Raw genomic sequence first — 25,015 nt, 5'->3', positions numbered from 1 at the left:
GCAGGATGAAATGAAAATCGTGTCTCCAATAGAAGAAAAAAGTATGTGGTTAGAGACAGATAGGGATTCATTTCATTATTTCTGGTAATTGTATAAGGGGGATTTTTTGTGAAAAAGTCAAAAAAAATGTTAGCTGGAGCAACTCTTGCTATTGGCGTTATAGCACCGCAAGTGTTGCCAACAACAGCTCAAGCAGAGGAAAAAATTGGGGAGAGTACAGTTAACTTACGAATTTTAGAAACATCAGATATTCACGTTAACTTAATGAATTACGATTATTATCAAACGAAAACAGATAATAAAGTAGGTCTCGTGCAAACTGCAACACTTGTTAATAAAGCGCGTGAAGAAGCGAAGAACTCTGTCCTATTTGATGATGGGGATGCATTACAAGGGACACCGCTTGGAGATTACGTAGCGAATAAAATAAATGATCCGAAAAATCCTGTGGATCCTAGTTATACACATCCATTATATCGTTTAATGAATTTAATGAAGTATGACGTCATCTCTCTTGGGAATCATGAATTTAACTACGGTTTAGATTATTTAAACAAAGTGATTAGTAAAACAGAATTCCCAGTTATTAACTCGAATGTTTATACAGATGATCATGATGGTATTGAAGAGAATGACAAGCATTACTTTGAACCATATCATATTTTTGAAAAAGAAGTAGAGGATGAATCTGGCCAAAAACAAAAAGTGAAAATTGGTGTAATGGGATTTGTTCCACCGCAAGTTATGAACTGGGATAAAGCGAATTTAGAAGGAAAAGTAAAAGCGAAAGATATTGTTCAAACAGCGGAAAAGTTAGTTCCAGAAATGAAAGCAAAAGGTGCGGACGTTATCGTTGCACTAGCTCATTCAGGCGTTGATAAGAGTGGATACAACGTTGGAATGGAAAACGCATCATATTATTTAACAGGAGTTGCTGGTGTTGATGCAGTATTAATGGGACATTCACATACTGAAGTGAAGGATATATTTAATGGTGTTCCAGTTGTAATGCCTGGTGTTTTTGGTAGTAACTTAGGTATTATTGATATGCAATTGAAAAAGGTAAACGGAAAATGGGAAGTGCAAAAAGATCAGTCTAAGCCACAACTTCGTCCGATTGCTGATAGTAAAGGTAACCCATTAGTAGAATCTGATCAAAAATTAGTTAATGAAATTAAAGAAGATCATCAAGCGACAATCGATTATGTAAATACAGCTGTAGGTAAAACGACAGCACCAATTAATAGTTATTTTTCATTAGTACAAGATGATCCTTCCGTACAACTTGTGACAAATGCACAAAAATGGTATGTAGAAAAACTATTCGCTGAAAACGGACAATATAGTAAATATAAAGGAATTCCAGTATTATCTGCAGGGGCGCCATTTAAAGCAGGTGGCCGAAACGGTGCTACATACTATACGGATATTCCAGCAGGGACGTTAGCAATTAAAAACGTAGCGGATTTATATGTATATCCAAATACGTTATATGCTGTAAAAGTAAACGGGGCACAAGTGAAAGAATGGCTTGAAATGTCTGCTGGTCAATTTAATCAAATTGATTCAAAGAAAACAGAAGAACAACCATTAGTAAATATAGGTTATCCTACATATAACTTTGATATTTTAGATGGCCTAAAATACGAAATTGACGTAACGCAACCAGCGAAATACGATAAAGATGGCAAAGTTGTAAATGAAAATACGAATCGTATTGTAAATATGACGTATGAAGGTAAGCCTGTAGCTGACAATCAAGAGTTTATTGTGGCTACAAACAACTATCGTGGAAGTAGCCAAACGTTCCCTGGTGTAAGTAAAGGCGAAGTTGTATACCAATCACAAGATGAAACGCGTCAAATTATTGTGAAGTACATGCAGGAAACACCAGTTATTAATCCAGCAGCAGATCAAAATTGGACGTTTAAACCGATTATTGCAGATAAATTAAATACAACATTTGATTCTTCACCAAATGCACAAAACCATATAAAGAAAGATGGAAAAATATCATATGTTGGACCATCTGAAAATGAATTTGCTAAATATGCAATTGATATAACGAAGAAGAATGATAAGGAAACTGGTGGAGAGAATCCAACGACACCGCCAACAGGTGAAGGCAATAACGGAGAAAATCCAACGACACCACCAACAGGTGAAGGCAATAATGGAGAGAATCCAACGGCACCGCCAACAGGTGAGGGCAATAACGGAGAAAATCCAACGACACCACCAACGGATGAAGGTAATGCTGTTAATGAACCAAAACAAGATGGAAACAACGCAGGATCTGGACAAACTACAACGGATAATCAAAATACAAAAGAAACTGTAAGTGAAAATAAAGAAGCAGATAAAGAGGAACGTGATTTACCGAAAACAGGTACAAGTGTTGCTTCTACAATTGGAGCAGGTCTGGCGTTTGTTGGAGCGGGATTACTTATGTTATTTAGAAGAAAGAAAGCGAATAGATAGCGGAGAAATATAAAAAGGATCACCGATTAAGGTAATCCTTTTTATTATATTATGAAACTGGTACTGCTTTTTCTTTCTTCCATGAAAGGCCAAATCCAGTAAAGCCGACGATAATCGTTAAGACTGGGCAAGCTAAACAGAAGATTGCGTATGGAAGGTAATCGAATGTTGGAACGCTAAGGACGTTTGTTAAGAATACGCCACTTACACCCCATGGTACGAGCGGGTTAATGACTGTACCTGCATCTTCTAATACGCGTGATAAATTACGACGTTCTAAACCGAGTTCATCGTATTTATTAGCGAATGCTTGTCCTGTTAAAACGATGGATAAGTACTGCTCACCAAGTAAGAAGTTTACACCAATTGCAGTTGAAGCAGTAGAAATAATTAAGCGTGTGCTATTTTTTACAAAGCTAGAGATAATATTCATCAGCTGCGCTATAATACCCATTCCTTGTAATAATCCTCCCATACAAAGAGCTAGGAAAATAAGAGCAATCGACATCATCATACTTTGTAGACCACCGCGAGATAGTAAGCTATCAATGTCTTTAATACCAGTTTTAGAAACGTAGCCGTCTTGCATAATTTTCATTAAATCAGCTAAAGAAGTGCTAGGTTTAAAAATAAAGAGAATAATAATTCCTACCACAATTCCTGCAAGCAATGTTGGAACTGCTGGAACTTTTTTAAATGCGAATAGGAACAGTAATAAAATTGGAATAAGTGTAACGATAGAAATCGTTGTGTGTTTTTCTAACGTGCTAATAAAGTTTGTGAAGTCAACGTCTCCACTAGTACCGCTTCCTAAAATGAAAAATGCGATAAAAGCAATAATGAAAGCAGGAACTGTTGTCCAAAGCATGTTACGAATATGCTCAAATAAATCTACCCCCGTTACAGCAGGAGCTAAGTTTGTTGTATCAGATAAAGGAGACATTTTATCTCCAAAGAATGCACCAGAAATAATTGCACCAGCGATCAGAGCTGGATCGTATCCGAGAGCACTACCCATTCCCATAAAGGCAAGTCCTACAGTTGCGGCAGTCGTAAAGGCACTACCGATACTTGTTCCAACAATTGCACAAACAACAAAAACAGTTGGGACGAAAATTTTAGGAGATACAAGCTGGAAGCCGTATACCATTAAAGTTGGAATTGTTCCAGCAGCGATCCAAACACTAATTAATACGCCCACAAGTAAGAAAATAAAAATAGATGGAATACCAGCTGAAATACTACTGATCATCCCTTTTTCCATAGTAGACCAAGAGATTTTTTTCATAAATCCAAATGCTAATAAAAGAACGATACCAAATAAAATTGGGATGTGTGGTGAAACTTCTAATTGGATAACACTAAAGCCGATACAGAAAAAGATAAATAATGTTAAAAGAACAGATTCAATTTTTGAAACCATTGTGTTTCCCTCCTAAGTAATTTAAAATAGCTCTTTTTTATATAAAATTCGCCAATATTGTATATTTCCTTCTAAAATTTAGAATTTTGTGACAAATTACCGGTAATTGTCAACATCTCAATATGATACGGAAATGATTGGATAAAAAAACGCCCCTGCATATAATTATGCAGGGACGAAGAAATCGCGGTACCACCCTAGCTTGTGAAAGGAATGTATCACAAAATAAAGGGTCATATGATATGCGCTCATAAAATAAAAACGCCCCTGCAATATATGCAGGGACGAAAAATTCGCGGTACCACCCTAAATTGTGAAACAGTTTCGTTTCACCACTCTTTAGACATAACGGTCTAAACCGTCTTTCACTACTCCTCACGTTTCGTAAAAGAAGCTCCAGGGGGTAATTCATAAATCGCTCTGTACTGGTTCGCACCGACCACCAGTTCTCTGAAATCAGAAAACGAAATACTACTAAATCCTATCAACGCCGATTCATATGATGTTAGTTAAATTTTTATCATATATTCATCATACATGTCAATAAAAACATTCGATATTTTTTTAGGGAAATAAAGGAGAAATGTTTTTAATACTGTAAAAGTGTGCGTTATAATGAATTTGAAAGGGGAGGAAAGAGTGAAGAAAAAAATAATTCTTTTTACCACCTTACTAGTCGTTGGCGGAAGTGCTGGAATTTACACAGCTTTTGCAGCTGAATCAGAGCAGTCGAAACAAAAGCAAATACAGCAGTCAGAAGTGAAGAAAGTGAAAGAAAATGAAGAGAAGAAATCGATGGAAAAAGCAGCTACGAAACTAGGAGTTTCTACTGAGGGGAAAACAAAAGAAGAGGTTACAAAAGAAGTAGATACCACTAGATTTGAGCAGCGCCATGATTTGTTAATTGAGCATGCTAAGCAACTTGGAATTGATACAGAAGGAAAAAAAGATGAAGAGATTATTTTAGAAATTGGAAAGATACAACATGGAAAGTAGAACAACTTATCGTATGATAAGTTGTTCTTTTTTAAGAACTATTTGATTTAAAAATAATTGACAGTCATTTATTTTTAATGTTAACTTTATTTATAAATAAGTTAACATTAGGGGTGGCAATTGTGGCTGTTAATAGTAACACGAGTGAAAAATCATCTTATACATATGAAGAATTATCGAAGAAGAATAAAGATTACGTATGGCACCCATTTACACAAATGAAAGATTATTTAGAAGAAGATCCTGTCATTATTGAACGTGGAGAGGGAAGAAAGCTATACGATGTAAATGGAAATGAATATTGGGACGGTGTTTCATCTATTTGGTTAAATGTTCATGGGCATCAAGTACCAGAACTAGATGAGGCAATTCGCGAGCAATTAAATAAAATTGCTCATTCTACTATGCTAGGACTTGCTAACGTTCCATCTATTTTATTAGCAGAAAAAATAATTGAAGTTGTACCAGAAGGTTTGAAGAAAGTATTCTATTCAGACTCTGGTTCTAGCGCCGTTGAAATTGCAATTAAGATGGCCTTTCAATATTGGCAGCATAAAGGAAAACCGAAAAAACAAAGATTTGTTACATTAAAAGAAGCATATCACGGTGACACGATAGGTGCTGTTTCAGTGGGGGCAATAGACTTGTTTCACCAAGTGTATAGTTCACTATTATTTGAGGCAATTAAAATGCCGTATCCATATACATATCGTTCTCCTTATGGAGATAATAAGGAACAAATTGTAAAGAAACATTTAGAAGAAATGGAAGAAATGCTACAAGAAAAACATGAAGAAGTAGCAGCTATTATTGTGGAGCCATTAATGCAAGGTGCTGGTGGGATGATTACAATGCCAAAAGGATACTTAAAAGGGCTTCGCGATTTATGTGCAAAATACAATGTATTATTTATTACAGACGAGGTAGCGACTGGATTTGGGCGTACCGGGAAAATGTTTGCATGTGAACACGAGGATGTGACGCCAGACATTTTAACAGCCGGAAAAGGTTTAACAGGTGGTTATTTACCGGTGGCAATTACGGTAACGACAGATGAAATTTATAATGCCTTTTTAGGAGGCTATGAAGAACAAAAAACGTTTTTCCATGGTCATAGTTATACAGGGAATCCGTTAGGTTGTGCCGTAGCAATTGCAAATTTAGAACTATATGAAAAGACTAATTTAATAGAAGATGTTGCGCATAAAGCAGAATATGTAGCGGCACAATTAGAAGCTCTTAATGAATATAAGCACGTAGGAGATATTCGTCAGTGTGGGCTAATGGTTGGTATTGAACTTGTGAAGAATAAGGAAATGAAAGAATCGTTTGAATGGACAGAAAGAGTCGGTGTTCAAGTGTGTAAACGCTCAAGAGAGCTGGGCATGATTTTGCGACCACTCGGTAATACGATTGTATTTATGCCTCCTCTTGCATCTACGGTGGCTGAGATTGATGAGATGTTACGCATTTTATATAAAGCAATCTCGGATGTTACGGAGGGAGAGTAATGAGTGGTTTCTTTATAACAGCAACGGATACAGAAGTTGGCAAAACGGTAGTGACAGGAGCATTGGCAGGTATATTTCGAGAGCGTGGACATAATGTTGGTGTATATAAACCGTTGCAAAGTGGACATGTTGCATCAAATCCTGAGGGTGATGCAGCAAGGTTAAAAGCATTATCGGGTGTACCGACAGAAGAGGATGAAATTTGTCCTTATTCCATTGAAGAACCACTTGCTCCGAGACTTGCCATGAAAAGAGCTGGAAGGACAGTAACGTTAAAAGAAATTACTGATCACTATAATGAACTACTAAAAAAGTTTAATAGCCTATTTGTAGAAGGGGCTGGTGGGCTTGCAGTTCCATATACAGAAGATGCTTTAGTGATTGATTTTGCAAAAGAATTACAGCTTCCTCTTATTGTAGTAGCGCGTCCTACGCTTGGGACAGTTAATCATACTATTTTAACAATTTCTTATGCAAAAGCACATGGATTAAAAGTAGCAGGTGTAATTTTATCTGGATGTAAAGGATATGAAAAAGAAAGAGTGCAAGAAAATAAAATAATGATTGAGGAGTTAAGTGGCGTGCCGGTTTTAGGGTTATTACCATTCCTTGAAGGTGAGTTTACAAGGGAAGAATTATTGGAATCGGCAAAAGAACATATTATGATTTCAAAATTAGAGGAGCTCATCCAAAATGAATCAAATGTGGCGCACGCATCTTCAATCTAAAGTAGAACAATTAAAGGAGCAAGGGCAGTATCGTAATTTACATGTAACAGAGAAAGCGGAAGAGACATGGCTTATTCGAAATGAGAAAAGGATGCTAAATTTAGCATCAAATAATTATTTAGGGTTAGCTGGAGATGAAAGGTTGAAAGAAGCTGCTATTGTCTGCACAAAAAAATATGGAACTGGAGCGACTGCCTCTCGTCTCGTTGTAGGAAATTATCCACTGTATGAAGAGGTTGAGAGAAGTATATGTGATTGGAAAGGTACTGAAAAAGCTTTAATTGTAAATAGCGGGTATACAGCAAATGTAGGTGCTATATCTGCTTTATCCTGTCGTCACGATATGGTTTTTAGTGATAAATTAAATCACGCAAGTATTGTTGATGGAATTATATTAAGCGGAGCAGAGCATAAAAGATATCGTCATAATGATTTGGATCATTTAGAAAAGATGTTGCAAATAGCGTCACCAGAAAAGAGAAAATTAATCGTAACAGATACGATTTTTAGTATGGATGGAGATATTGCATATTTGAGAGGCTTAGTTCAGCTGAAAGAGAAATACGGGGCAATCATTATAGTTGATGAAGCACATGCAAGTGGAATATATGGAATCGGTGGAGCCGGATTATCTCATGTAGAAAAAGATATTGCTCAAAAAATTGATATACATATGGGGACGTTTAGTAAGGCTTTAGGGTGTTATGGTGCGTATTTAACGGGTGATTCCATTTATATAGAGTATTTACAAAATATGATGAGAAGCTTGATTTTTACTACAGCTTTACCACCAGGAACATTAGGGGCGATCCGAAAAGCAATTGAAATTGTGAAAGAAGATAACGAAAGAAGAGAGCGACTTATAGAGAATGGTGCATATTTCAGGACGCATTTACAAGAAGCTGGTTTTGATATTGGGAATAGCTCAACTCATATTGTACCGATTGTAGTTGGGTCAAATGAAAATACTTTACGGTTTAGTGAAAGGTTACAAGAGGTAGGTATCGCAGCCATTGCAATTCGTCCGCCGACTGTTCCAGTTGGTAGTTCCCGAGTCCGTTTTGCAGTTACGTCACAACATACAATAGCCGATTTAAAATGGGCTATTCAGCATATTATATGCATTGGTAAAGAAGAGGGGTTTTTAGTATGAAAGAGCTAAAGCTTATTTTTATTCCAGGATGGGGAATGGAAGAAGGTGTTTGGACTTTGGTTCTGCCGTATTTTAAAGGATATTCTGTTCAATGTATAGATTGGCGTAACGTGAAAGAACAAAGTGAATTTGCGGGGCGAATAATAGATGTATCGCAGGATGAAAATGTAATTTTAGTTGGATGGTCACTAGGAGCGTTAGCGGCAGTACAAGCTTATAAAAAGATTAAGGCCCAAGGTATGGTACTAATTGGTGGTACCGCTAAATTTACCAATACAAGTGACTATACAAGTGGATGGAATTCCTTGCATGTAGAACGTATGAAAAAGAATTTAACGAGAAAAAAAGAAGATACTTTGAAGCGTTTCTATGAAAATATGTTTACAAAAAGTGAGCTGAGGGAGAATACGAGTTTTGAAGAGATTGCGCAGAAGTTTAAAGGAGACTCGATTCAGTCTTTACAATTAGGCTTAGATTATTTAATAGAAACAGATATGAGAAATGAAGTAATAGATATGAAAGCCCCGCTGTTACTCCTTCATGGAGAGCAGGATGTAATATGTCCATTGTCTGCAGCCCATAGTATGGCCAATAATACGAATGCCAACCTAAAAGTAGTAAGCGGTGCTGGGCATGCATTATGTGTAACGAATTTTGAATATTGCGCAAATGAAATTATTCAATTTGTAGAGGGGATACGACATGATCAACAAAACGTTACTGCAAAAACGGTTTAACGGGGCGGCTGTATCCTACGATCAATATGCAAATGTACAAAAAAAGATGGCGTATTCGTTACTTTCTACATTGAAGGAACGATATAGTGAAACATCATCGATACGTATTTTAGAACTTGGATGCGGGACAGGATATGTAACAGAGCAATTATCAAATTTATTTCCGAAAGTTCATATTACAGCTGTGGATTTTGCTGATGAGATGATTGCAGTCGCGAAAACTAGAAAAAGTTTGGAAAATGTGATGTTTCGATGTGAAGATATTGAACAATTAAAATTAGAAAATTCATATGATGTCATCATTTCAAATGCTACATTTCAATGGCTTAATGATTTAAAAGAGACAGTGAAAAATTTATTTAACTATTTGTCTGAAGAAGGAATATTATTATTTTCCACGTTTGGTAATACGACTTTTCAAGAATTGCATACGTCTTTTCAGCGCGCTAAGAAAGAAAAGGGGATACACAATTGTACTTCAATAGGACAACGATTCGTTTCGAAAGAACAGTTAGTAAATATATGTGAAATGCCATTAGGAAATGTACATGTTTCTGAAACATGTTACATAGAAAGATTTGCAGAAGTTAGGGAGTTTCTACATTCTATTCGAAAAGTAGGAGCGACCAATAGTAATGAAGAGTCTTATTGTCAAAGCCCTTCACTCTTTCGTACGATGCTTCGTATATACGAAAGAGACTTCACGGAAAAAGAAGGGATAGTAGCAACATATCATGCTTTATTTACGTATATAACAAAAGAGGGGAAGAGATGAAATGAAACAAGTACAAATAAAAAGGGATTGGAAAAAACTTGCATACGACGTAGTAGAAGAGAAAATGATTGCGAAAGAAGATGCAATTGCAATATTAGAAGCTGATGATACAGAGGTTTTAGAAATTATGAATGCAGCTTACATCATTCGCCATCATCATTTTGGTAAGAAAGTAAAGTTGAACATGATTATAAATACGAAATCTGGTTTATGCCCTGAAGATTGCGGGTATTGTTCACAGTCTATTATTTCAGAAGCACCGATTGATAAGTATGCATGGTTAACACAAGAGAAAATTGTTGAAGGAGCGCACGAAGCAATTCGTCGTAAAGCAGGTACATATTGTATTGTTGCATCTGGTCGTCGTCCGACGAATAAAGAAGTAAATCACGTTATTGGAGCAGTTAAGGAAATTCGTGAAACGACAGATTTAAAAATTTGCTGTTGTTTAGGATTTTTAAATGAAGATCAAGCAGGTCAGTTAGCAGAAGCTGGTGTGCATCGTTATAATCACAATTTAAATACGCATGCCAACAATTATGATAGCATTTGTTCAACGCATACGTATGACGATCGTGTTGATACAGTCCAAAAAGCGAAGCAAGCCGGTATTTCTCCATGCTCTGGAGCAATTTTCGGAATGGGAGAAACGATTGAACAGCGCGCTGAAATTGCATTTGAATTACAACGTTTAGATGCTGATTCTATTCCATGTAATTTCCTTGTTGCTGTAAAGGGTACTCCGCTTGAAGGACAAAAAGAATTAACACCTGTAGAATGTTTAAAAGTGCTGGCGATGATGCGTTTTGTAAATCCAACAAAAGAAATTCGTATTTCAGGTGGTCGAGAACTTAATTTACGTTCTGTACAGCCACTTGGTTTATTTGCAGCAAACTCTATCTTTGTCGGGGACTATTTAACAACAGCTGGACAAGAGCCGACTGCGGACTGGGGTATGATTGAAGATTTAGGATTTGAGATTGAAGAATGTGCGCTATAAGATAGATGAAAAGCAAACTCTTTAAAGGGTTTGCTTTTTTTTGTAAATAAAATGTAATAAAAGTCCATTAACGCTTGATAGTAGTCACTTTTGGACGAGAAAAATAATTTTGTGGACGAATTTTCCAAGCCCTAATTGTACATAGTAAAAATGTAATTTATATCGGGTTGGAGGATTTTACATGTACAAATACATATTAACTATTATGACCTGTCTGATTTTAATAAAAGCGATAAGTGCTGATCCAGTTAAGGCGGCTGAAAATCCTGAACAAAAAGAAATGCAACAAAGAATTGAACAGCATTTTCGAACGAAAGCTGAACATTTTGGGCTTGAAACAGAAGGAAAAGATTTAAAAGAAGTGAGGAAGGAAATTTCTATTATAGAAGAAGCGGAAAAGAGAGAAAATGTGTGGAGAACAGCACAAGCTCTTCGTATAAAAACAGAAGGAAAAACGATGGATGAATTAATAGAAGATGTACGAAAAAAGGTGAGAAAATAAAAAAAGAGGCCGTAGCCTCTTTTTTAAGCCCATTGTTTTGATAAATGAGCCATTTCGATCGCAGCAACTGCCGATTCATATCCTTTATTACCAGCTTTTGTACCTGCACGTTCAATCGCTTGTTCAATTGTTTCTGTCGTTAATACACCGAAAATAACTGGAATGTCCGTTTGTAGTGATAAAGAAGCAACACCTTTTGCTACTTCATTACAAACGTAATCGTAATGTGTTGTAGCACCGCGAATTACTGTACCTAATGTAATAACAGCATCATATTTTCCGCTATTGGCCATCTTTTTAGCGATTAAAGGAATTTCAAATGCACCAGGAACCCATGCAACATCAATATCATTCTCTTCTACACCGTGACGCTTTAATCCATCTAAAGCTCCGCCAAGTAACTTACTTGTAATAAACTCATTAAAACGTCCAACAACAACCCCAACTTTTAATCCTGTACCAACTAAATGACCTTCGAATACCATAATGTATCTCTCCTTTAATTATAAAGTGAAACTATAATCAGTGGGGGATTCATCCCCCGCTGATTATTAGTTGAACCAATCGGGCCTTTACGGGCAGTTGATCTCCCACCTAACTTCTTTGCTCCAGCCGAATTTTGAGGTGGGAGTTTTACTGCCCGTTAATGCGGGATAAGTTTAGTAAATGTCCTAATTTGCTTACTTTCGTTTGTAAATACGTTTTGTTTTCTTCTTTTGTTGGCATTTGCAACGGTACACGCTCGGTTACTTCTAAATCGTAACCTTGTAAGCCAGCAATTTTTCGTGGATTATTCGTTAATAATCGTAAACTTTGTAAGCCTAAATCTTTTAAAATTTGAGCACCAATACCGTAATCACGAAGATCAGCTGGGAACCCAAGTTTTTCATTTGCTTCTACAGTATCTAACCCTTCTTCTTGTAACTTATAAGCGCGAAGCTTATTCAGAAGGCCAATGCCTCGTCCTTCTTGTCTCATATAGAGAAGAACACCTTTTCCTTCACGCTCAATTTGAGCAAGTGCAGCATGTAGCTGTGGTCCGCAATCACAGCGGCACGAACCAAATACATCTCCTGTTAAGCATTCTGAATGAACGCGTACAAGTACAGGTTCGCCTGTTGAAATATCACCTTTTACGAGCGCGATATGTTCTTTCATATCTAATGAGTTAGAATAGCCAATTGCATGGAAATTACCGAAATCTGTAGGTAATGTAATTGCCACTTCTCTCGTCACAAGTGTTTCGTGGTGGCGGCGATAAGCAATTAAATCTTCAATTGTAATCATTTTTATATCAAATTGTTTTGCACACTCTATTAAATCAGGTACACGTGCCATCGTACCGTCCTCATTTATAATCTCGCAAATGACGCCGGCGGGCTCAGCTCCGCAAAGTTTTGCTAAATCAACAGCAGCTTCTGTATGACCTGCGCGGCGAAGGACGCCACCTTCTTTCGCAATTAATGGAAAGATATGTCCAGGGCGGTTAAAATCAGTTCCTTTAGATGCGGGATTTAATAATTCCTGTATTGTTGTAGCACGCTCATGAGCACTAATGCCTGTTGTTGTAGAAACGTGATCGATGCTTACTGTAAAAGCAGTATGATGTGAATCTGTATTATGAGATACCATTGGTTCTAACTGTAGACGTCCTGCGTACCCTTCCGTAATCGGTACGCAAACGAGACCACGACCGTGTGTAATCATAAAATTAATCGTTTCTGGTGTAATGTACTCTGCTAAAGCAATAAAATCGCCTTCATTTTCTCGGTTTTCATCATCACATACGATAACGACTTTTCCTTGTTTTAAATCTTCTAGAGCTTCTTCAATACGATGAAACATTGTGCTTCCTCCTTATAGAAATCCGTTTTCTTGTAAAAAGCTTTCGGTCATTGAACCAGTTCTTTTTGCGGGCTTTGAGATAAAGCGTTCAATATATTTTCCAATCATGTCACACTCAATGTTTACGATGTCCCCGGCTTTTTTTTCTCCGATTATAGACTCGCTTACTGTGTGGGGGATGAGTGAAATTGTAATTGAAGATTCGTCTATATCAAATATTGTTAAGCTAGTGCCATCAACAGCAACGGATCCTTTATGCAAACAATAGCGTAGTAATTCATCAGAAATTGCTATTTTGTAATAGATGGCATTGTAATGTTGTTTTTTAGTTAAAATCGTACCGATGCCATCGATATGTCCGGTGACGAAATGTCCACCGAATCGTCCGTTTGCAGCCATCGCCCGTTCTAAATTCACTTTGGCACTTGGCTTTAGCATACGAAGTGATGTTGCTTTCATTGTTTCAGGCATTGCGTCGACAGTGAATGAAGTAGTCGTAAAAGTAGTTACTGTTAAGCAAATGCCGTTAACCGCGATACTATCACCTAATTTGACATCGGATAAAATTTGATTCGCGCTAATAGTTAGCTTCATTGCTTCACCACTTTGAGTCATGCTTGATATCGTTCCTAACTCTTCTACGATTCCTGTAAACATTCCGTCACCTCGCTTTTTAAGGTTGCAACAATTTTTATGTCATTACCGATTTGTTTCATCTCTTGAATTGTTAAGGAAAGTGCATCTTGTAACTTCGAAAAACCAGCTCCGCCAAATAAGGTGGGTGCATCTTTTCCACCAATTAATTTCGGGCTTATATAGGTCACGATTTCATTAAAACTATTTGTTTTTAAGAAGTTTGCATGCACCGTTTGACCACCTTCAACGAACAGAGAAAGAATTTGTTTCTCACCGAGCAGGGATAGGACATCTTGTATTTCAATTTGCTGTGTTTTCATTTGGAATACAGCTATATTGTTAGATTCATAAGACGCTATTTTCTCTTTATTTACATCCTTACCGACAATAATCCATGTCGGAGTTAAGCCATCTGTTATGACATGAGAAGATGGCGGCGTTCGTAAGTGGGTATCTAAAATAACGCGTATAGGATGTTTACCTCCGTTTGAAATTCGTGTTGTTAAGTGTGGATTATCAGTTAGAACTGTATTCACACCGACTAGAATAGCATCATGTATATGACGATATTGGTGAACGTCAGCGCGTGCTTCTTCGCCTGTAATCCACTTACTTTCACCGGTTACAGTTGCTGTTTTTCCATCTAAGCTCATTGCTGTTTTTATTGTTACAAAGGGACGTTTCGTTTTCATATAGTGAAAAAAGTATCGATTTAATAAAGTGGCTTCCGCCTCAAGAACACCAGTAGTTACCTCGATTCCAACTTCTTCTAATCTCCTTTTTCCATTTCCGGAAACGAGTGGATTGCAATCAAGAGTAGCAATTACAACACGCTGAACTCCTTTTTCAATGAGTAATTCACAGCAAGGTGGTGTTTTTCCAAAATGGCTACACGGTTCAAGTGTTACATAAACAGTAGCACCTTTTGCTTTTTCACCAGCCATATGAAGTGCATGAATTTCGGCATGTTCTTCACCAGCACGCAAGTGAGCTCCCATTCCTATGATGTTTCCATCTTTTACAACAACAGCACCAACCATAGGATTTGGGCTTGTTTGTCCCGATGTTCCTTGTGCTAACTGCAAGGCAATCCTCATATATTCTTGATCTGTCATTCTTTTCACCTCTCCTGAAAAAATCAAAAAACCCCAAGGATTTTATATCCTTGGGGTTTGGGAGACGTGATTTCTAGAAATATAGTTCGAATACGAAAGTATAGGAAAGAAACCTAACGATGACTGATATTTTGGCATAAGGAAAAAACCTAGCAAAATATCAAATTCTTTCAACGCTAGTCGTATCTTTTTATTTCAGTATAGAAACATAAGTATACAAAATAAAACATATATAAAGATTCAAAATGAAACTTTAAAAATATGCATACTGAAATAAAAGTGTATTCGCTATATAAAATTACTAGAAAACATATCCTTCTCCCATCCAGACTATACTGTCGGCCCTAGAGTTTCACTAGATCCACCGTTTTCGCGTTGAAAACGGGTCACGGACTTAGAAGCTATCGCTTCATCACCGCCGGTTGGGAATTTCACCCGACCCCGAAGGATGTTGTTTGCTCACATTATAGCACAAAAAAGAAAAAAGCAAAGTGGAAAATATTCGAATGTGAAGAATTGTGTGAAAATATATGCCGATTTGAATGGGGACGAAAGTAATAGAAATGTTGAAAGGGGAAGGGCTGTATAGGCTTTGATCAAAAGAAAAAACATGCACAAAAAAATGTGCATGTTACGTCCAAAATTACTCTGCCTCTGGTGCTCTAACAACAGACTCGAATTTTCCTTTATGCGAAGCATCGCAATAAGGCATGTTTTTTGATAAACCACAACGACATAAAGAAAATGCCGGTTTTGCTGGGAATACATTCCCTTGTGAGTCAACTAATTCCACGTCCCCTGTAACGCGAAAAGAGCCATTATCATTCACTTTAATTTGTACTTTTGCCAACGTTATCCCTCCTTTCCAAACGCTTACTCTCATCATATAATTAGGGAGAGTACTTGACAATATAAAAAGAGCACTTTGTTTGAGAGAGAAGAGAGTGTTATAATAGTTTTTATAACTGACTAGAGTAAGGTGACGAAAGATGGATAAAAAATTACACACACTACAAAATATTGCAAATGAGCGCACATGGGCATCATTTTTGAATGATAATCATCCATATAGTTTACTTCATTGGTCAATCGCAGGTGTAGGACAAGAACCGAAAGATGTTTGGTTACTTCAAGATGAGGTAACTTTTCAAACGACGGAATTCCCAACGCTAGACGAGGCAGTAAAGTGGATTTCTGAAAATATGGAACAAGTTACAGACGTTTTAGCGCAGTAAAAAAACAGGCTTATGCAAGCCTGTTTTTTGTTTCTTTTACATATGTGTTTAAAAATTGATCGATGGCATCTTCGTACTCTTCTTTATTTTCATTATAAGAGCAAGCGTGTGCACCATGTTCTGCAATATAAAGCTGTTTATTATTTTCTTTCGCTTCATAAAGTGATTTCGTCATATCAGATAAAATATAGTCATCATCTTTACTATGAATAAAGAGAACCGGATTGTTAATATTTTTTATACAATCAATTGGTGAAACTTCACGAATTGTATAGCCATCACGAACTTTTAAAAAGGCATTTGCTAAAGGTAATAAAGGCCATTTTGGCAAATGAAACTCAACTTTCAAACGATGTTGTAACTGTCCATAAAAATCAGAGAAAGGACAATCAGCAATATAAAAATCAGCACCATCTTCTACAAGTCCTGCATATTGAAGAAGAGTTGCAGCACCCATAGATTCACCATGAATTCCGAGTGTAATATTCGTTCCGAAACGATCTTTTAGCCAGTCAACTACTGACTTTAAATCATGCTTTTCATAATAGCCATAACTTGTTGTTTTACCACCGGTTTTACCATGACGGCGATGATCATAAATAAATACGTTATATCCTCTATTTAAAAATAAGTTTGCATATTTAACGGAATTCATTTTATTTACAGTCACACCGTGGCAAAAAATCATAAATTTATTGGAATGACCAGCTGGCATGTAATATCCGTGAAGTTCGTATCCGAATTGAGAAGGGATGTGAACCTCTTCTTTTTGAATAGCCTTAAAATCGTCCAAATGAAAATGCTTTTTCGTTTCGCGTTCTAAAACTTCTTCCTCTGTTTTTTTCTTCAAGTACATAACTTTATTTGTAAAGAAAATCCCAATCGCAGTTAGTGCGCCTAGTATAGTAAACAATGCTGTAAAAAAACGTTTCATACTTTACCTCATCCTCCAAATACCTCTACATGTGATACACTAACATTGTATCACAATGATGTGAAAAGGGGAGAAATCGTGTATGGTTCATATACAAAAAATCACACCAGAAATGAAAGAAGCAATTCAGGATTTTATGTGTGAAAACTGGGGAAGCTCAATGATGGTCTCGCGAGGCAGAGTACATCAATTAGAAGAATTACCTGGTTTTATTGCACTTAGAAATAACAGAATAGTAGGAATTTTAACATATAAAGTGATAGAAAACATGTGTGAAATTGTATCGTTAAATAGTTTTGAGGAAGGGAAGGGGATTGGTACAAAACTGGTGGATTGTGTATTGCGAGTGGCAAAAGAGAACGAATGTAAAAAAGTGTGGCTTATTACGACGAATGATAATATGAACGCACTTCGTTTTTATCAAAAACGTAGCTTCATGATGACGAACTTATATATTGATGCGGTAAAGGAAGCACGAAAAATAAAGAAAGAAATTCCATTTATTGGTTATGATAATATCGCGATTTCACATGAAATTCAGCTGGAGTATATTTTCTGAGTAGAGTGGAAATTGTGTAACAATTTTCAGAAATATAAAACAATAACCTTGACGAATGTTATATTTTGGTTTAATTTAAAATTGTAATCTATTACCATATTAAGGGGTGACGATGTGGCAACTATACGTGATGTTGCAAAATTGGCCGGTGTTTCAGTCGCAACCGTTTCAAGAGTCATTAACGAAAAAGGATATGTCCATGAAGATACGGTGAAACAAGTAAAAAAAGCAATTGAAGAATTACATTATAGACCGAATGCTACAGCAAAGCCTTTATTTAAACAGCCTTCAACGGTGATTGCATTACTTGTAGATAATTTGCATAATCCATCATACATCACTTTGCTCCGTTTCGTTGAGGAAATAGCATACAAAGAAGGGTATCAAGTAATAGTTTGTAATATAGAAAATAAGAATAGATACATAGATATGTTGGCGCAAAATAACATTGCAGGCGTTATAATGACGAAATCTGTTTTTCGAAGTATAGGAGAAATCTCACTTCCTTTCGCTGTGCTTGAAGAACGACAATCTCTTATGAGCTATTATGAAAGTGGACAGAAAGCTGTTTCTTTATTAAAAGAGAAAGGCTGCCAGTTTCTTGCTTATATCGGTGAGGAAGTAGAGAGTGAAGAAATGGAAGAGCATGTGGCAGGATTTCTAGATACTGCTTGGAAAGAAGGACTTTCTTATCGAGAGGGAATTGTACAAGGGTATACGAATCAACAGTTTCTTGAATTGTTACAAAAGCATCCATACATAGATGGGGTTGTAGCTTCAAGTGATAAGGTCGCTATTGAGCTAATCAGGGCGGCGAAAACTCTTAATATTCATATACCAGGTAAGTTACAAATCATTGGATTTAACGGGAGTGTAGAGGGTGAATGGATAAGTCCATCATTAACGACGATTGGAAGTTATATCGAAGAAAATGGGGAAATAGCTTTTCAACAGTTAATAGGAAAAATAAAGAAGAAACAAGTGCGACAAGAAGAAGTGGAAACAGAATTTAGATGCATTGAGAGAGAAACAACAAAGTAAAAGGTGCGTTTTTAAAACGCACCTTTTATAGTGTAATTGCGGCAATAAAGCCGAATATAAGTAACGGTATATTATAGTGTAGAAATGTTGGGACACATGTATCCCATATATGATGGTGCTGACCATCAGCATTTAAACCGGACGTTGGTCCAAGTGTACTATCAGATGCTGGAGAACCTGCATCACCAAGTGCACCAGCTGTACCGATAATTGCGATTGTAGCCATGGGACTAAATCCGAGCTGGACGCATAACGGTACGAAAATTGTTGTTAAGATTGGGATGGTTGAAAAGGAAGAGCCAATTCCCATCGTAACGAGAAGTCCAATAATGAGCATAAGAAATGCAGCAAGCGGTTTATTATTTCCGATTATATGTGCACTCGTTTGCACAAGAGATTCAACATGTCCAGTTTTTCGAAGAACAGCGCCAAATCCAGCGGCAGAAATCATAACAAATCCGATAAAGGACATCATACGCATTCCACTCGTTAAAATAGCATCGGCTTCTTTAAGAGGGAGGCTACCGCTAACTGATAAGACGATAATACCTGCTAAAGCACCAAAAATCATTGATTCTGTTGCTAATTGCACAGTTAATGTAGCGAGTATTGATAATAAACCCAAAGTAATGCTTCTTTTCGTATAGGGAACGATTTCATTCTGTGCAGAATGAATTTGTTCTGTTTCATATGTACGTGGTTTTCGGTATGTAATGAAAACCGCTACACATAATCCGATAATCATACCGATTGCTGGAATAGTCATCGCTTTTGGAATAAGTGCGACATCAAATGTAAGACCGCTTTGCGCAGCATTTGTTTGCAATACGTCATGAAAAATTTTTCCGAACCCTGCTGGAACCCACATGTAAGGGGTAATTAACCCAAATGTAATAAGACATGTTACAAGCCTACGATCCACCCTCAGCTCATTTAATACTTTTAAAAGTGCTGGAATTAAGATTGGGATGAAGGCGATATGAACAGGGATAATATTTTGTGAGAAGCAAGCCATTATTAAAATGATAAATAATATAAGTATTTTAGAATAGACTTGTTTTTTCGTGTCTTGTTCGTTGCCGATCCATTTTAAAGCTGATTGGATCATTGCATCAGGAAGTCCTGTTTTTGAAAGGGAAATAGCAAATCCACCGAGCATTGCGTAGCTTAATGCGATAGGAGCACTGTTCCCAAGACCGGCTGTAAAAGTACTAATTGTTTCTGAAATACCGAGTCCGCCGATAAGTCCGCCTGTTAAAGCTCCAACGATAATGGCGACAATGACTTGGACACGTAACAAACTAAGCAGTAGCATGACTGCTACTGCGATGAGTACAGCGTTCATAATAAATGTAATCTCCCTAATTTTTATTCTGTTAAGGCAAGCAAGTGTTTGTAGTGACATATACTTGCGACATATCATTATAAAATGTTTTCTATGAAATGTAAAAGCGCCTTTTGTTATTAATGTTGAAAAGATAGTTCTTGTTTAATTGATTGTAAAGATTTAGCGAATAACTCAGGCTCTTCTAAATCTGGAGAATGTGCCGAGTTTGGAAACCAAATCATCTTTTTAATAGGAGCTTGAATGATATCGCAATATTGTTGAACGAGTGCATAAGGAGTTTGATAATCATAGCGACCAGAACAAAAATAAACAGGAACAGATAAACTTGAAATAGATGAAAAGAAATCGATTGTCAGCATCTCTTCCCATAAAACTCCGGATTTTAAATTTCCTGCGAGAAATTTGAACCAATCTAATAGCGTATATTCAGGAGAAAAGAAGCCTTTTCGTATGAAAGAAAAGGAAGATCCATTTTGGATTGCTCCTCCGAATGTACCAAGCCACTTTCTTTGAATAATGAGGCGTCTCGTATCTAAAAAGGGTGGTTTCCCTAATTTTAAAAGAGAAGCTAATGCCTTTTTATGGTCATGTTTTTTGGCAGAGCTAATTAAATGTTGATATAGTAATTCTTCATTTTGCTTCATATGTACGATTTGACCGATGCCGATGTATGCTTCTATATATTCGGGACATTGATTAGTGATTTGTAGTCCGATAATACTTCCCCAAGAATGACCTGCGAGAAATAGTTTTTGCTTATTAAAGCGTTTGAGAAGATATTGAATAACCTTTTTTGCATCTGAAAAAAATTGATCAATCGTAAGATTTGTTTGGATGTCCCGCCATAAAAAGGATTTACCTGCCCCTCGCTGATCCCAATTAATAACGATAAAGTGCTTTTCTAACTCTTTTTGAAAATGGCGAATAAAGCCGATTTGTGCCATACCAGGGCCGCCGTGGCAGCATAATAAAATAGGCTGTTCCACGTTTTGGCCGCGTATAAGGAGAGATTGTTTCCGGTCATTAATCATAACGCTTTCTATCGTAGCGATACTGTTAGGGATTAGTTGCTTCTTTTCGTTGTAAAACTGAGGGGTATGGCTACGAAAAAGCATATGTAAACCTCCTTTTCTTAAATGGTATGAATCGCACAGGCTCTTTCTTTTGCATATACTACTAGAAAATCATTGTATCATAACATACTGGTTTGATTTCAAGTTTAGGCGATTAAGAGAGGAGGGAGAATGTGACGATTGGAGAAATTATTGATTCTTTAAATAGACGCGAATCAATCGCTATTATAGCGAAACGGCTTGAAATGAGCCCATATACATTATCAAAGAAATTAAGGGTGATTGGATATGAATATGATGGAGAGCAGAAAAAACGTATCTTTATAGGTGATGGTGAAGAGCCACGTCATTTGCAAATCCAAGAAGCTACTGCCCTTCAATATGCAAAAACAGACTATCAATTACTAATTTATGAACAATTACAAAGCATTTATGAATTGCTAAGAAAAAGAGAAGAAGTAAGTGTTCAAATTATAAGTAAGAGCACAGAGAAAAAGAAACGAACCTTTTCGATTAATATAGAAGTATTAGCAAGACTAGATGTTATATCGGAATCAAAAGGGATTCAAAAGTCTAAAATTGTAGAAGAAGCACTACAGGAATTTTTGCAACGGTATGATGTTAATCATGAAACGTATCCAGAGAAATAAAAGAAAGGATACTATGTTCCATATAAGAGCGTGTATCCTTTCTTTTATTTCATTTTTTATTTTGTTTCGAAAAGTAATATAGGAACCAAACGGCATGATTTTGTTCATCAGCTGCTGCGCGCCGAAATGTTTCTTTCACTTGTTGATTTGTCGTTTCGTCAGCAATTTCTAAGTAAAAATCAACTGTTCGTTGCTCATCTTGCCGAATTTCAAGGATTTGAGTTCGTTCATTTATGTCTGGAGCTAAAGTAGCTAATCTAGCATGAAAATGAATGGCGCTATATTCTCCATTAATTGCTTTCTCAATACTACGAATGTGTTTGTCGTTTTTTCGATACAATGTATCGTCATTGTTTGATGAAAACACATACAAATCTTCCCATTATAGTTTTCTATATACTACGAAGAAACAAGGGGCTATGTGCGTATCCTTTACTGCACTAGAAGAATGACAATACGTATGACTCTAAAAGAAGAAGCTCCTTGCATATAAAAGGAGCTTCTTCTTTCGAGTGTCACGCACTAGTTTGAATAGTATTTAATTGTTTTTTTGAATACGTCCATCAATAATCGGCTGAATTGGTTCTTTCACTTGTTTTACATAATCGACTAATGCTTCAAAATCGTTTGGACCAGTTTCAGCATTTTTTCCATTTTTAAAGGATACGAATCCATCACCGCCAGAAGCTAGGAAAGCATTTGCAACTACGCTATACGTTTTAGAGGGAACTAATTCTTCACCATTTGTTAAACGGATATTCGTAACCTTTTCGTTATTTGGTTTATTTGCATCCCAAGTGTATTGAATACCTGAAATTTGAAGCATTCTCGTTGCTCCTTTTTGCCATTGTTGATTTAAAATATCACGAATATCTTGACCTGTTAGATCTACTTTAATTAATTGGTTTCCGAAAGGCTGAATGCCGTATAATTCGCCCCATGTAATATCTCCAGCGTCTAGATCATTACGAATTCCACCAGGATTCATAAGAGCGATTTGTGTTTGCATAGTTTGGCGCTGGGCATCCGCAACTAAATTTCCAAGTGTAGATTCACCAGCATCGTTTTGTTTACGGTCGATAGGTGCTGTAGATTTTCCGACTACTTCATTTACAAGAGGTGCGATTTTTTCTTTATATTGATCTAACTTTTGTTTTACTTGTTTATCAGGCTCTACACCTTCATGGTACGTTGTAATAACTTCAGCTTTTTTCTTCACAATATCTTTTGTTTTTCTATCAATCGTTACATCTACATCAGAGAAAGCCATCCCGTAAGAGTTCGCTTGCACGATAAGTTTATTATTTACAGTACCATTTACGTACGTATGACTATGTCCGCCGAAAATAACATCAACTTCGGGATCTGTTTCATTTGCAATTCGAGTGAGGTCTCCATTTGTTACACCAGACTCATCAGTTGTTCCGCCGACATGTGCAAGGACTACGATAGATTTAACGCCGAGACGCTTTAATTGTTGTGTGGATTTATTAATAGCCTCTACTTCATCAGTGATTTCTACATTTTTAAGCATAGTAGGCATAACGACATTCGGTGTATCCGTTGTAACAACTCCAATGAACCCTACAGGAACTCCGTCAACCATTTTTACAGTGAATGGTGGTAAAAATAAGCGGCCAGTTGATTTATTATAGAAGTTTGCAGCGACATAAGGGAAGTTTGCTCCTTTGAAATTCCCTGTTTTTTCGTGATATCCACCGTAAATGAGGCGTTTCATTTCATCGATACCTTCATCAAATTCATGGTTTCCGATTGTACCAACATCAAACTTTAAGTCATTTAAAAATTCAATTGTTGGTTCGTCTTGTAATAATGCGGAAACTGGTGGGCTGGCTCCGACAATATCACCGGCATGTACGAGAAGTGTATTAGGGTTTTGTTTTTTACGTTCTTTTAAATAAGTAGCTAAATAATCAGCGCCACCAGCTTCTTTATTGTTAACTTTTTTTACAGTATCTAGTTGACCATGTAAATCATTAATACCAAGCATTTGTACGTCTATGTATCGGTTTTGTTCGGCAGGAGTCTGAGATGGAGGAGCGGCGAATACGCTTGAAAAAGTAATAGTACTTAAAACAGCAACAGCAGGAATAATTTTTTTCCACATAATTAATTTCTCCTTTTTTTTATAATCTGACATCATACGACATAATTTTAATAGATTACTAGGATTATATCCATATAAAAATTTAGTTTTTTCGAAAAATTAACATATTTACAAAAGATAAATAATAGAGTAGGGAACCTTTTTTATTGTCGATTTCGCCGTGTATCCTCTATAATGGAGAAAAAAGTAAAAGGTGAATAGTATGAAGAAAAAGAAGCAAAGACAAACACAAAGACAAACACAAAGACACTCTCAAATGAATCAACCAGAGAAAGAATCACTTACACTAGGTGATCAATTGAACGATTCGTTAATGCAACAATTAAAGAATAAGAAAAAAGAGTTGCAAGTGAGAGAAGAGAAAAAAGAGGCAGCAGAACAAGAAAGAAAGCGTAAAGAACAAAAAGAACGTGAAAAGAATAAATCATTTGAAGAACTGTTAAGTGAAAGTAGCCTTACTTGGAAAGACTTTAAATAATAAAAAGATGATCAGTGAAATGCCACTGATCATTTTTTTGACGAGTTTGTAAGAAAAGGGGAGTTAGAATGAGGAAAATTGTAGTCGTTCCGTATGAAAATCATTGGAGTGAGAAATTTCAAATGGAGGCCGAAAGATTAAAATCGGCGATGCCAGAAACGGTAAAAATCCATCATATTGGAAGTACGTCAGTGCCAGGACTAGCAGCTAAACCTATTATTGATATGATCATGGAAGTAGAAAGTATCGACAGAGTAGATCATTGGAATGAACGATTTAAAGAGCTTGGTTACATCGTGAAAGGGGAAAATGGTATTTCAGGTCGTCGTTTTTTTATTCATGGAACTGAGGAAAAACGCTCGTATCACTTACACGTATTTGAAAAAGGAAATCCTGAGATAGTAAGGCATTTAGCATTTCGTGATTATATGATGGCTCATTGTGAAGAAGCAGAAGCGTATGCGACTTTAAAGAAAGAACTAGCTGAAAAATATACATATGATGGCACGTTGTATACAGAAGGAAAAAATGAATTTGTACGTAATGTTGATGAAAAAGCGAAGAAATGGATAGAAAGTAACGTGAACGACTGAGTTCATGTTATTTTCTAAAGGGGTATAAAATTATTATGTAAACTGTACGTATGTTTTGACATTTTGAATAAATC

At 36.5% G+C, this 25,015-nt stretch carries 26 protein-coding genes, 1 riboswitch and 1 other annotated feature; of the genes, 15 read left to right on the top strand and 11 right to left on the bottom strand.

Going from position 1 to position 25,015, the window contains the following annotated elements; translation table 11 throughout:
• Positions 1-108: 108 nt before the first annotated feature.
• On the top strand, positions 109-2,481 hold the full coding sequence (gene cpdB / locus ABH957_RS01755; RefSeq protein ID WP_404445235.1) for a bifunctional 2',3'-cyclic-nucleotide 2'-phosphodiesterase/3'-nucleotidase: 2,373 nt from the start codon (positions 109-111) through the stop codon (positions 2,479-2,481).
• Between the two features lie 49 nt (positions 2,482-2,530).
• On the opposite strand, the gene nhaC is transcribed toward cpdB, so the two are convergent.
• Positions 2,531-3,904, bottom strand: a complete 1,374-nt coding sequence (nhaC, locus tag ABH957_RS01750) for a Na+/H+ antiporter NhaC (RefSeq protein WP_404445232.1) — start codon at positions 3,902-3,904, stop codon at positions 2,531-2,533.
• A gap of 277 nt (positions 3,905-4,181) precedes the next feature.
• Positions 4,182-4,401, bottom strand: a binding site (T-box leader).
• 142 nt (positions 4,402-4,543) lie between these two features.
• On the opposite strand from nhaC, the gene ABH957_RS01745 reads away from it, so the two are divergent.
• From ABH957_RS01745 to ABH957_RS01710, 8 genes are all read left to right on the top strand, one after another.
• On the top strand, positions 4,544-4,900 hold the full coding sequence (locus ABH957_RS01745) for a hypothetical protein (protein WP_404445229.1): 357 nt from the start codon (positions 4,544-4,546) through the stop codon (positions 4,898-4,900).
• A gap of 77 nt (positions 4,901-4,977) precedes the next feature.
• A complete protein-coding gene (gene bioA / locus ABH957_RS01740) occupies positions 4,978-6,411 on the top strand; it encodes an adenosylmethionine--8-amino-7-oxononanoate transaminase (protein WP_404445226.1) in 1,434 nt (477 codons plus the stop codon).
• Entirely contained in the window at positions 6,411-7,139 is a 729-nt protein-coding gene (gene bioD, locus ABH957_RS01735) for a dethiobiotin synthase (protein WP_404445224.1), read from the top strand. The genes bioA and bioD overlap by 1 nt, the downstream gene beginning before the upstream one ends.
• Positions 7,105-8,292: an 8-amino-7-oxononanoate synthase gene (bioF, locus tag ABH957_RS01730; protein WP_404445221.1), complete on the top strand. Its 1,188-nt coding sequence runs from the start codon at positions 7,105-7,107 to the stop codon at positions 8,290-8,292. Before bioD ends, bioF begins: the two co-directional genes overlap by 35 nt.
• Entirely contained in the window at positions 8,289-9,029 is a 741-nt protein-coding gene (locus tag ABH957_RS01725) for an alpha/beta fold hydrolase (RefSeq protein WP_404445218.1), read from the top strand. The genes bioF and ABH957_RS01725 overlap by 4 nt, the downstream gene beginning before the upstream one ends.
• Positions 8,995-9,804, top strand: a complete 810-nt coding sequence (bioC, locus tag ABH957_RS01720; RefSeq protein WP_404445215.1) for a malonyl-ACP O-methyltransferase BioC — start codon at positions 8,995-8,997, stop codon at positions 9,802-9,804. Before ABH957_RS01725 ends, bioC begins: the two co-directional genes overlap by 35 nt.
• A gap of 1 nt (position 9,805) precedes the next feature.
• Positions 9,806-10,804 (top strand): biotin synthase, encoded by a 999-nt coding sequence (bioB, locus tag ABH957_RS01715; protein ID WP_113937121.1) that lies wholly within the window; start codon positions 9,806-9,808, stop codon positions 10,802-10,804.
• A 181-nt stretch (positions 10,805-10,985) separates the two neighbouring features.
• Positions 10,986-11,306 (top strand): hypothetical protein, encoded by a 321-nt coding sequence (locus tag ABH957_RS01710; RefSeq protein WP_002088493.1) that lies wholly within the window; start codon positions 10,986-10,988, stop codon positions 11,304-11,306.
• A 23-nt stretch (positions 11,307-11,329) separates the two neighbouring features.
• On the opposite strand, the gene ribH is transcribed toward ABH957_RS01710, so the two are convergent.
• From ribH to ABH957_RS01685, 5 genes are all read right to left on the bottom strand, one after another.
• A complete protein-coding gene (gene ribH / locus ABH957_RS01705; protein ID WP_000230892.1) occupies positions 11,330-11,791 on the bottom strand; it encodes a 6,7-dimethyl-8-ribityllumazine synthase in 462 nt (153 codons plus the stop codon).
• 148 nt (positions 11,792-11,939) lie between these two features.
• Entirely contained in the window at positions 11,940-13,151 is a 1,212-nt protein-coding gene (ribBA, locus tag ABH957_RS01700) for a bifunctional 3,4-dihydroxy-2-butanone 4-phosphate synthase/GTP cyclohydrolase II (protein WP_404445210.1), read from the bottom strand.
• A gap of 12 nt (positions 13,152-13,163) precedes the next feature.
• Entirely contained in the window at positions 13,164-13,808 is a 645-nt protein-coding gene (gene ribE / locus ABH957_RS01695) for a riboflavin synthase (protein ID WP_219303491.1), read from the bottom strand.
• The gene (gene ribD, locus ABH957_RS01690; RefSeq protein WP_404453983.1) at positions 13,790-14,902 is read right to left on the bottom strand and encodes a bifunctional diaminohydroxyphosphoribosylaminopyrimidine deaminase/5-amino-6-(5-phosphoribosylamino)uracil reductase RibD; all 1,113 of its coding nucleotides are present in this window, start codon (positions 14,900-14,902) and stop codon (positions 13,790-13,792) included. The genes ribE and ribD overlap by 19 nt, the downstream gene beginning before the upstream one ends.
• 309 nt (positions 14,903-15,211) lie before the next feature.
• Positions 15,212-15,355: riboswitch (FMN riboswitch) on the bottom strand.
• A gap of 190 nt (positions 15,356-15,545) precedes the next feature.
• Complete coding sequence (locus ABH957_RS01685; RefSeq protein WP_001151582.1) at positions 15,546-15,752, bottom strand: CDGSH iron-sulfur domain-containing protein; 207 nt, start codon at positions 15,750-15,752, stop codon at positions 15,546-15,548.
• 139 nt (positions 15,753-15,891) lie between these two features.
• Between ABH957_RS01685 and ABH957_RS01680 the strand changes: the two genes are divergently transcribed.
• Positions 15,892-16,137: a DUF2552 family protein gene (locus tag ABH957_RS01680; RefSeq protein WP_002014992.1), complete on the top strand. Its 246-nt coding sequence runs from the start codon at positions 15,892-15,894 to the stop codon at positions 16,135-16,137.
• A 10-nt stretch (positions 16,138-16,147) separates the two neighbouring features.
• On the opposite strand, the gene ABH957_RS01675 is transcribed toward ABH957_RS01680, so the two are convergent.
• Complete coding sequence (locus ABH957_RS01675; RefSeq protein WP_002014993.1) at positions 16,148-17,071, bottom strand: alpha/beta hydrolase; 924 nt, start codon at positions 17,069-17,071, stop codon at positions 16,148-16,150.
• Positions 17,072-17,153: 82 nt separating this feature from the next.
• On the opposite strand from ABH957_RS01675, the gene ABH957_RS01670 reads away from it, so the two are divergent.
• Positions 17,154-17,630: a GNAT family N-acetyltransferase gene (locus ABH957_RS01670; protein WP_404453980.1), complete on the top strand. Its 477-nt coding sequence runs from the start codon at positions 17,154-17,156 to the stop codon at positions 17,628-17,630.
• 114 nt (positions 17,631-17,744) lie between these two features.
• Complete coding sequence (locus ABH957_RS01665) at positions 17,745-18,671, top strand: LacI family DNA-binding transcriptional regulator (protein ID WP_404445196.1); 927 nt, start codon at positions 17,745-17,747, stop codon at positions 18,669-18,671.
• Positions 18,672-18,696: 25 nt separating this feature from the next.
• Here ABH957_RS01665 and ABH957_RS01660 read toward each other — a convergent pair whose 3' ends face one another.
• Together ABH957_RS01660 and ABH957_RS01655 are read right to left on the bottom strand one after the other, a co-directional pair.
• Entirely contained in the window at positions 18,697-20,016 is a 1,320-nt protein-coding gene (locus tag ABH957_RS01660; protein ID WP_404445193.1) for a Na+/H+ antiporter family protein, read from the bottom strand.
• Positions 20,017-20,135: 119 nt separating this feature from the next.
• A complete protein-coding gene (locus ABH957_RS01655) occupies positions 20,136-21,134 on the bottom strand; it encodes an alpha/beta fold hydrolase (protein ID WP_404445190.1) in 999 nt (332 codons plus the stop codon).
• Between the two features lie 131 nt (positions 21,135-21,265).
• Here ABH957_RS01655 and ABH957_RS01650 point away from each other — a divergent pair, with 131 nt between their 5' ends.
• Positions 21,266-21,742: a ribbon-helix-helix domain-containing protein gene (locus ABH957_RS01650; protein WP_002014948.1), complete on the top strand. Its 477-nt coding sequence runs from the start codon at positions 21,266-21,268 to the stop codon at positions 21,740-21,742.
• A 49-nt stretch (positions 21,743-21,791) separates the two neighbouring features.
• On the opposite strand, the gene ABH957_RS01645 is transcribed toward ABH957_RS01650, so the two are convergent.
• Both ABH957_RS01645 and ABH957_RS01640 read right to left on the bottom strand, forming a co-directional pair.
• Positions 21,792-22,109, bottom strand: a complete 318-nt coding sequence (locus ABH957_RS01645) for a ferritin-like domain-containing protein (protein ID WP_404445187.1) — start codon at positions 22,107-22,109, stop codon at positions 21,792-21,794.
• Positions 22,110-22,280: 171 nt separating this feature from the next.
• A complete protein-coding gene (locus ABH957_RS01640) occupies positions 22,281-23,870 on the bottom strand; it encodes a bifunctional metallophosphatase/5'-nucleotidase (RefSeq protein WP_113937127.1) in 1,590 nt (529 codons plus the stop codon).
• A gap of 202 nt (positions 23,871-24,072) precedes the next feature.
• Between ABH957_RS01640 and ABH957_RS01635 the strand changes: the two genes are divergently transcribed.
• Both ABH957_RS01635 and ABH957_RS01630 read left to right on the top strand, forming a co-directional pair.
• Complete coding sequence (locus ABH957_RS01635; protein WP_002111646.1) at positions 24,073-24,348, top strand: YqkE family protein; 276 nt, start codon at positions 24,073-24,075, stop codon at positions 24,346-24,348.
• 68 nt (positions 24,349-24,416) lie between these two features.
• Positions 24,417-24,941: a GrpB family protein gene (locus ABH957_RS01630; RefSeq protein WP_002165106.1), complete on the top strand. Its 525-nt coding sequence runs from the start codon at positions 24,417-24,419 to the stop codon at positions 24,939-24,941.
• Positions 24,942-25,015 lie beyond the last annotated feature (74 nt).

This window comes from Bacillus sp. RC242 (assembly GCF_044908245.1).
Lineage (GTDB): Bacteria > Bacillota > Bacilli > Bacillales > Bacillaceae_G > Bacillus_A > Bacillus_A mycoides.
Note: the sequence above shows the minus strand (reverse complement) of the source record. Positions and strands in the feature narration are given on the sequence as shown.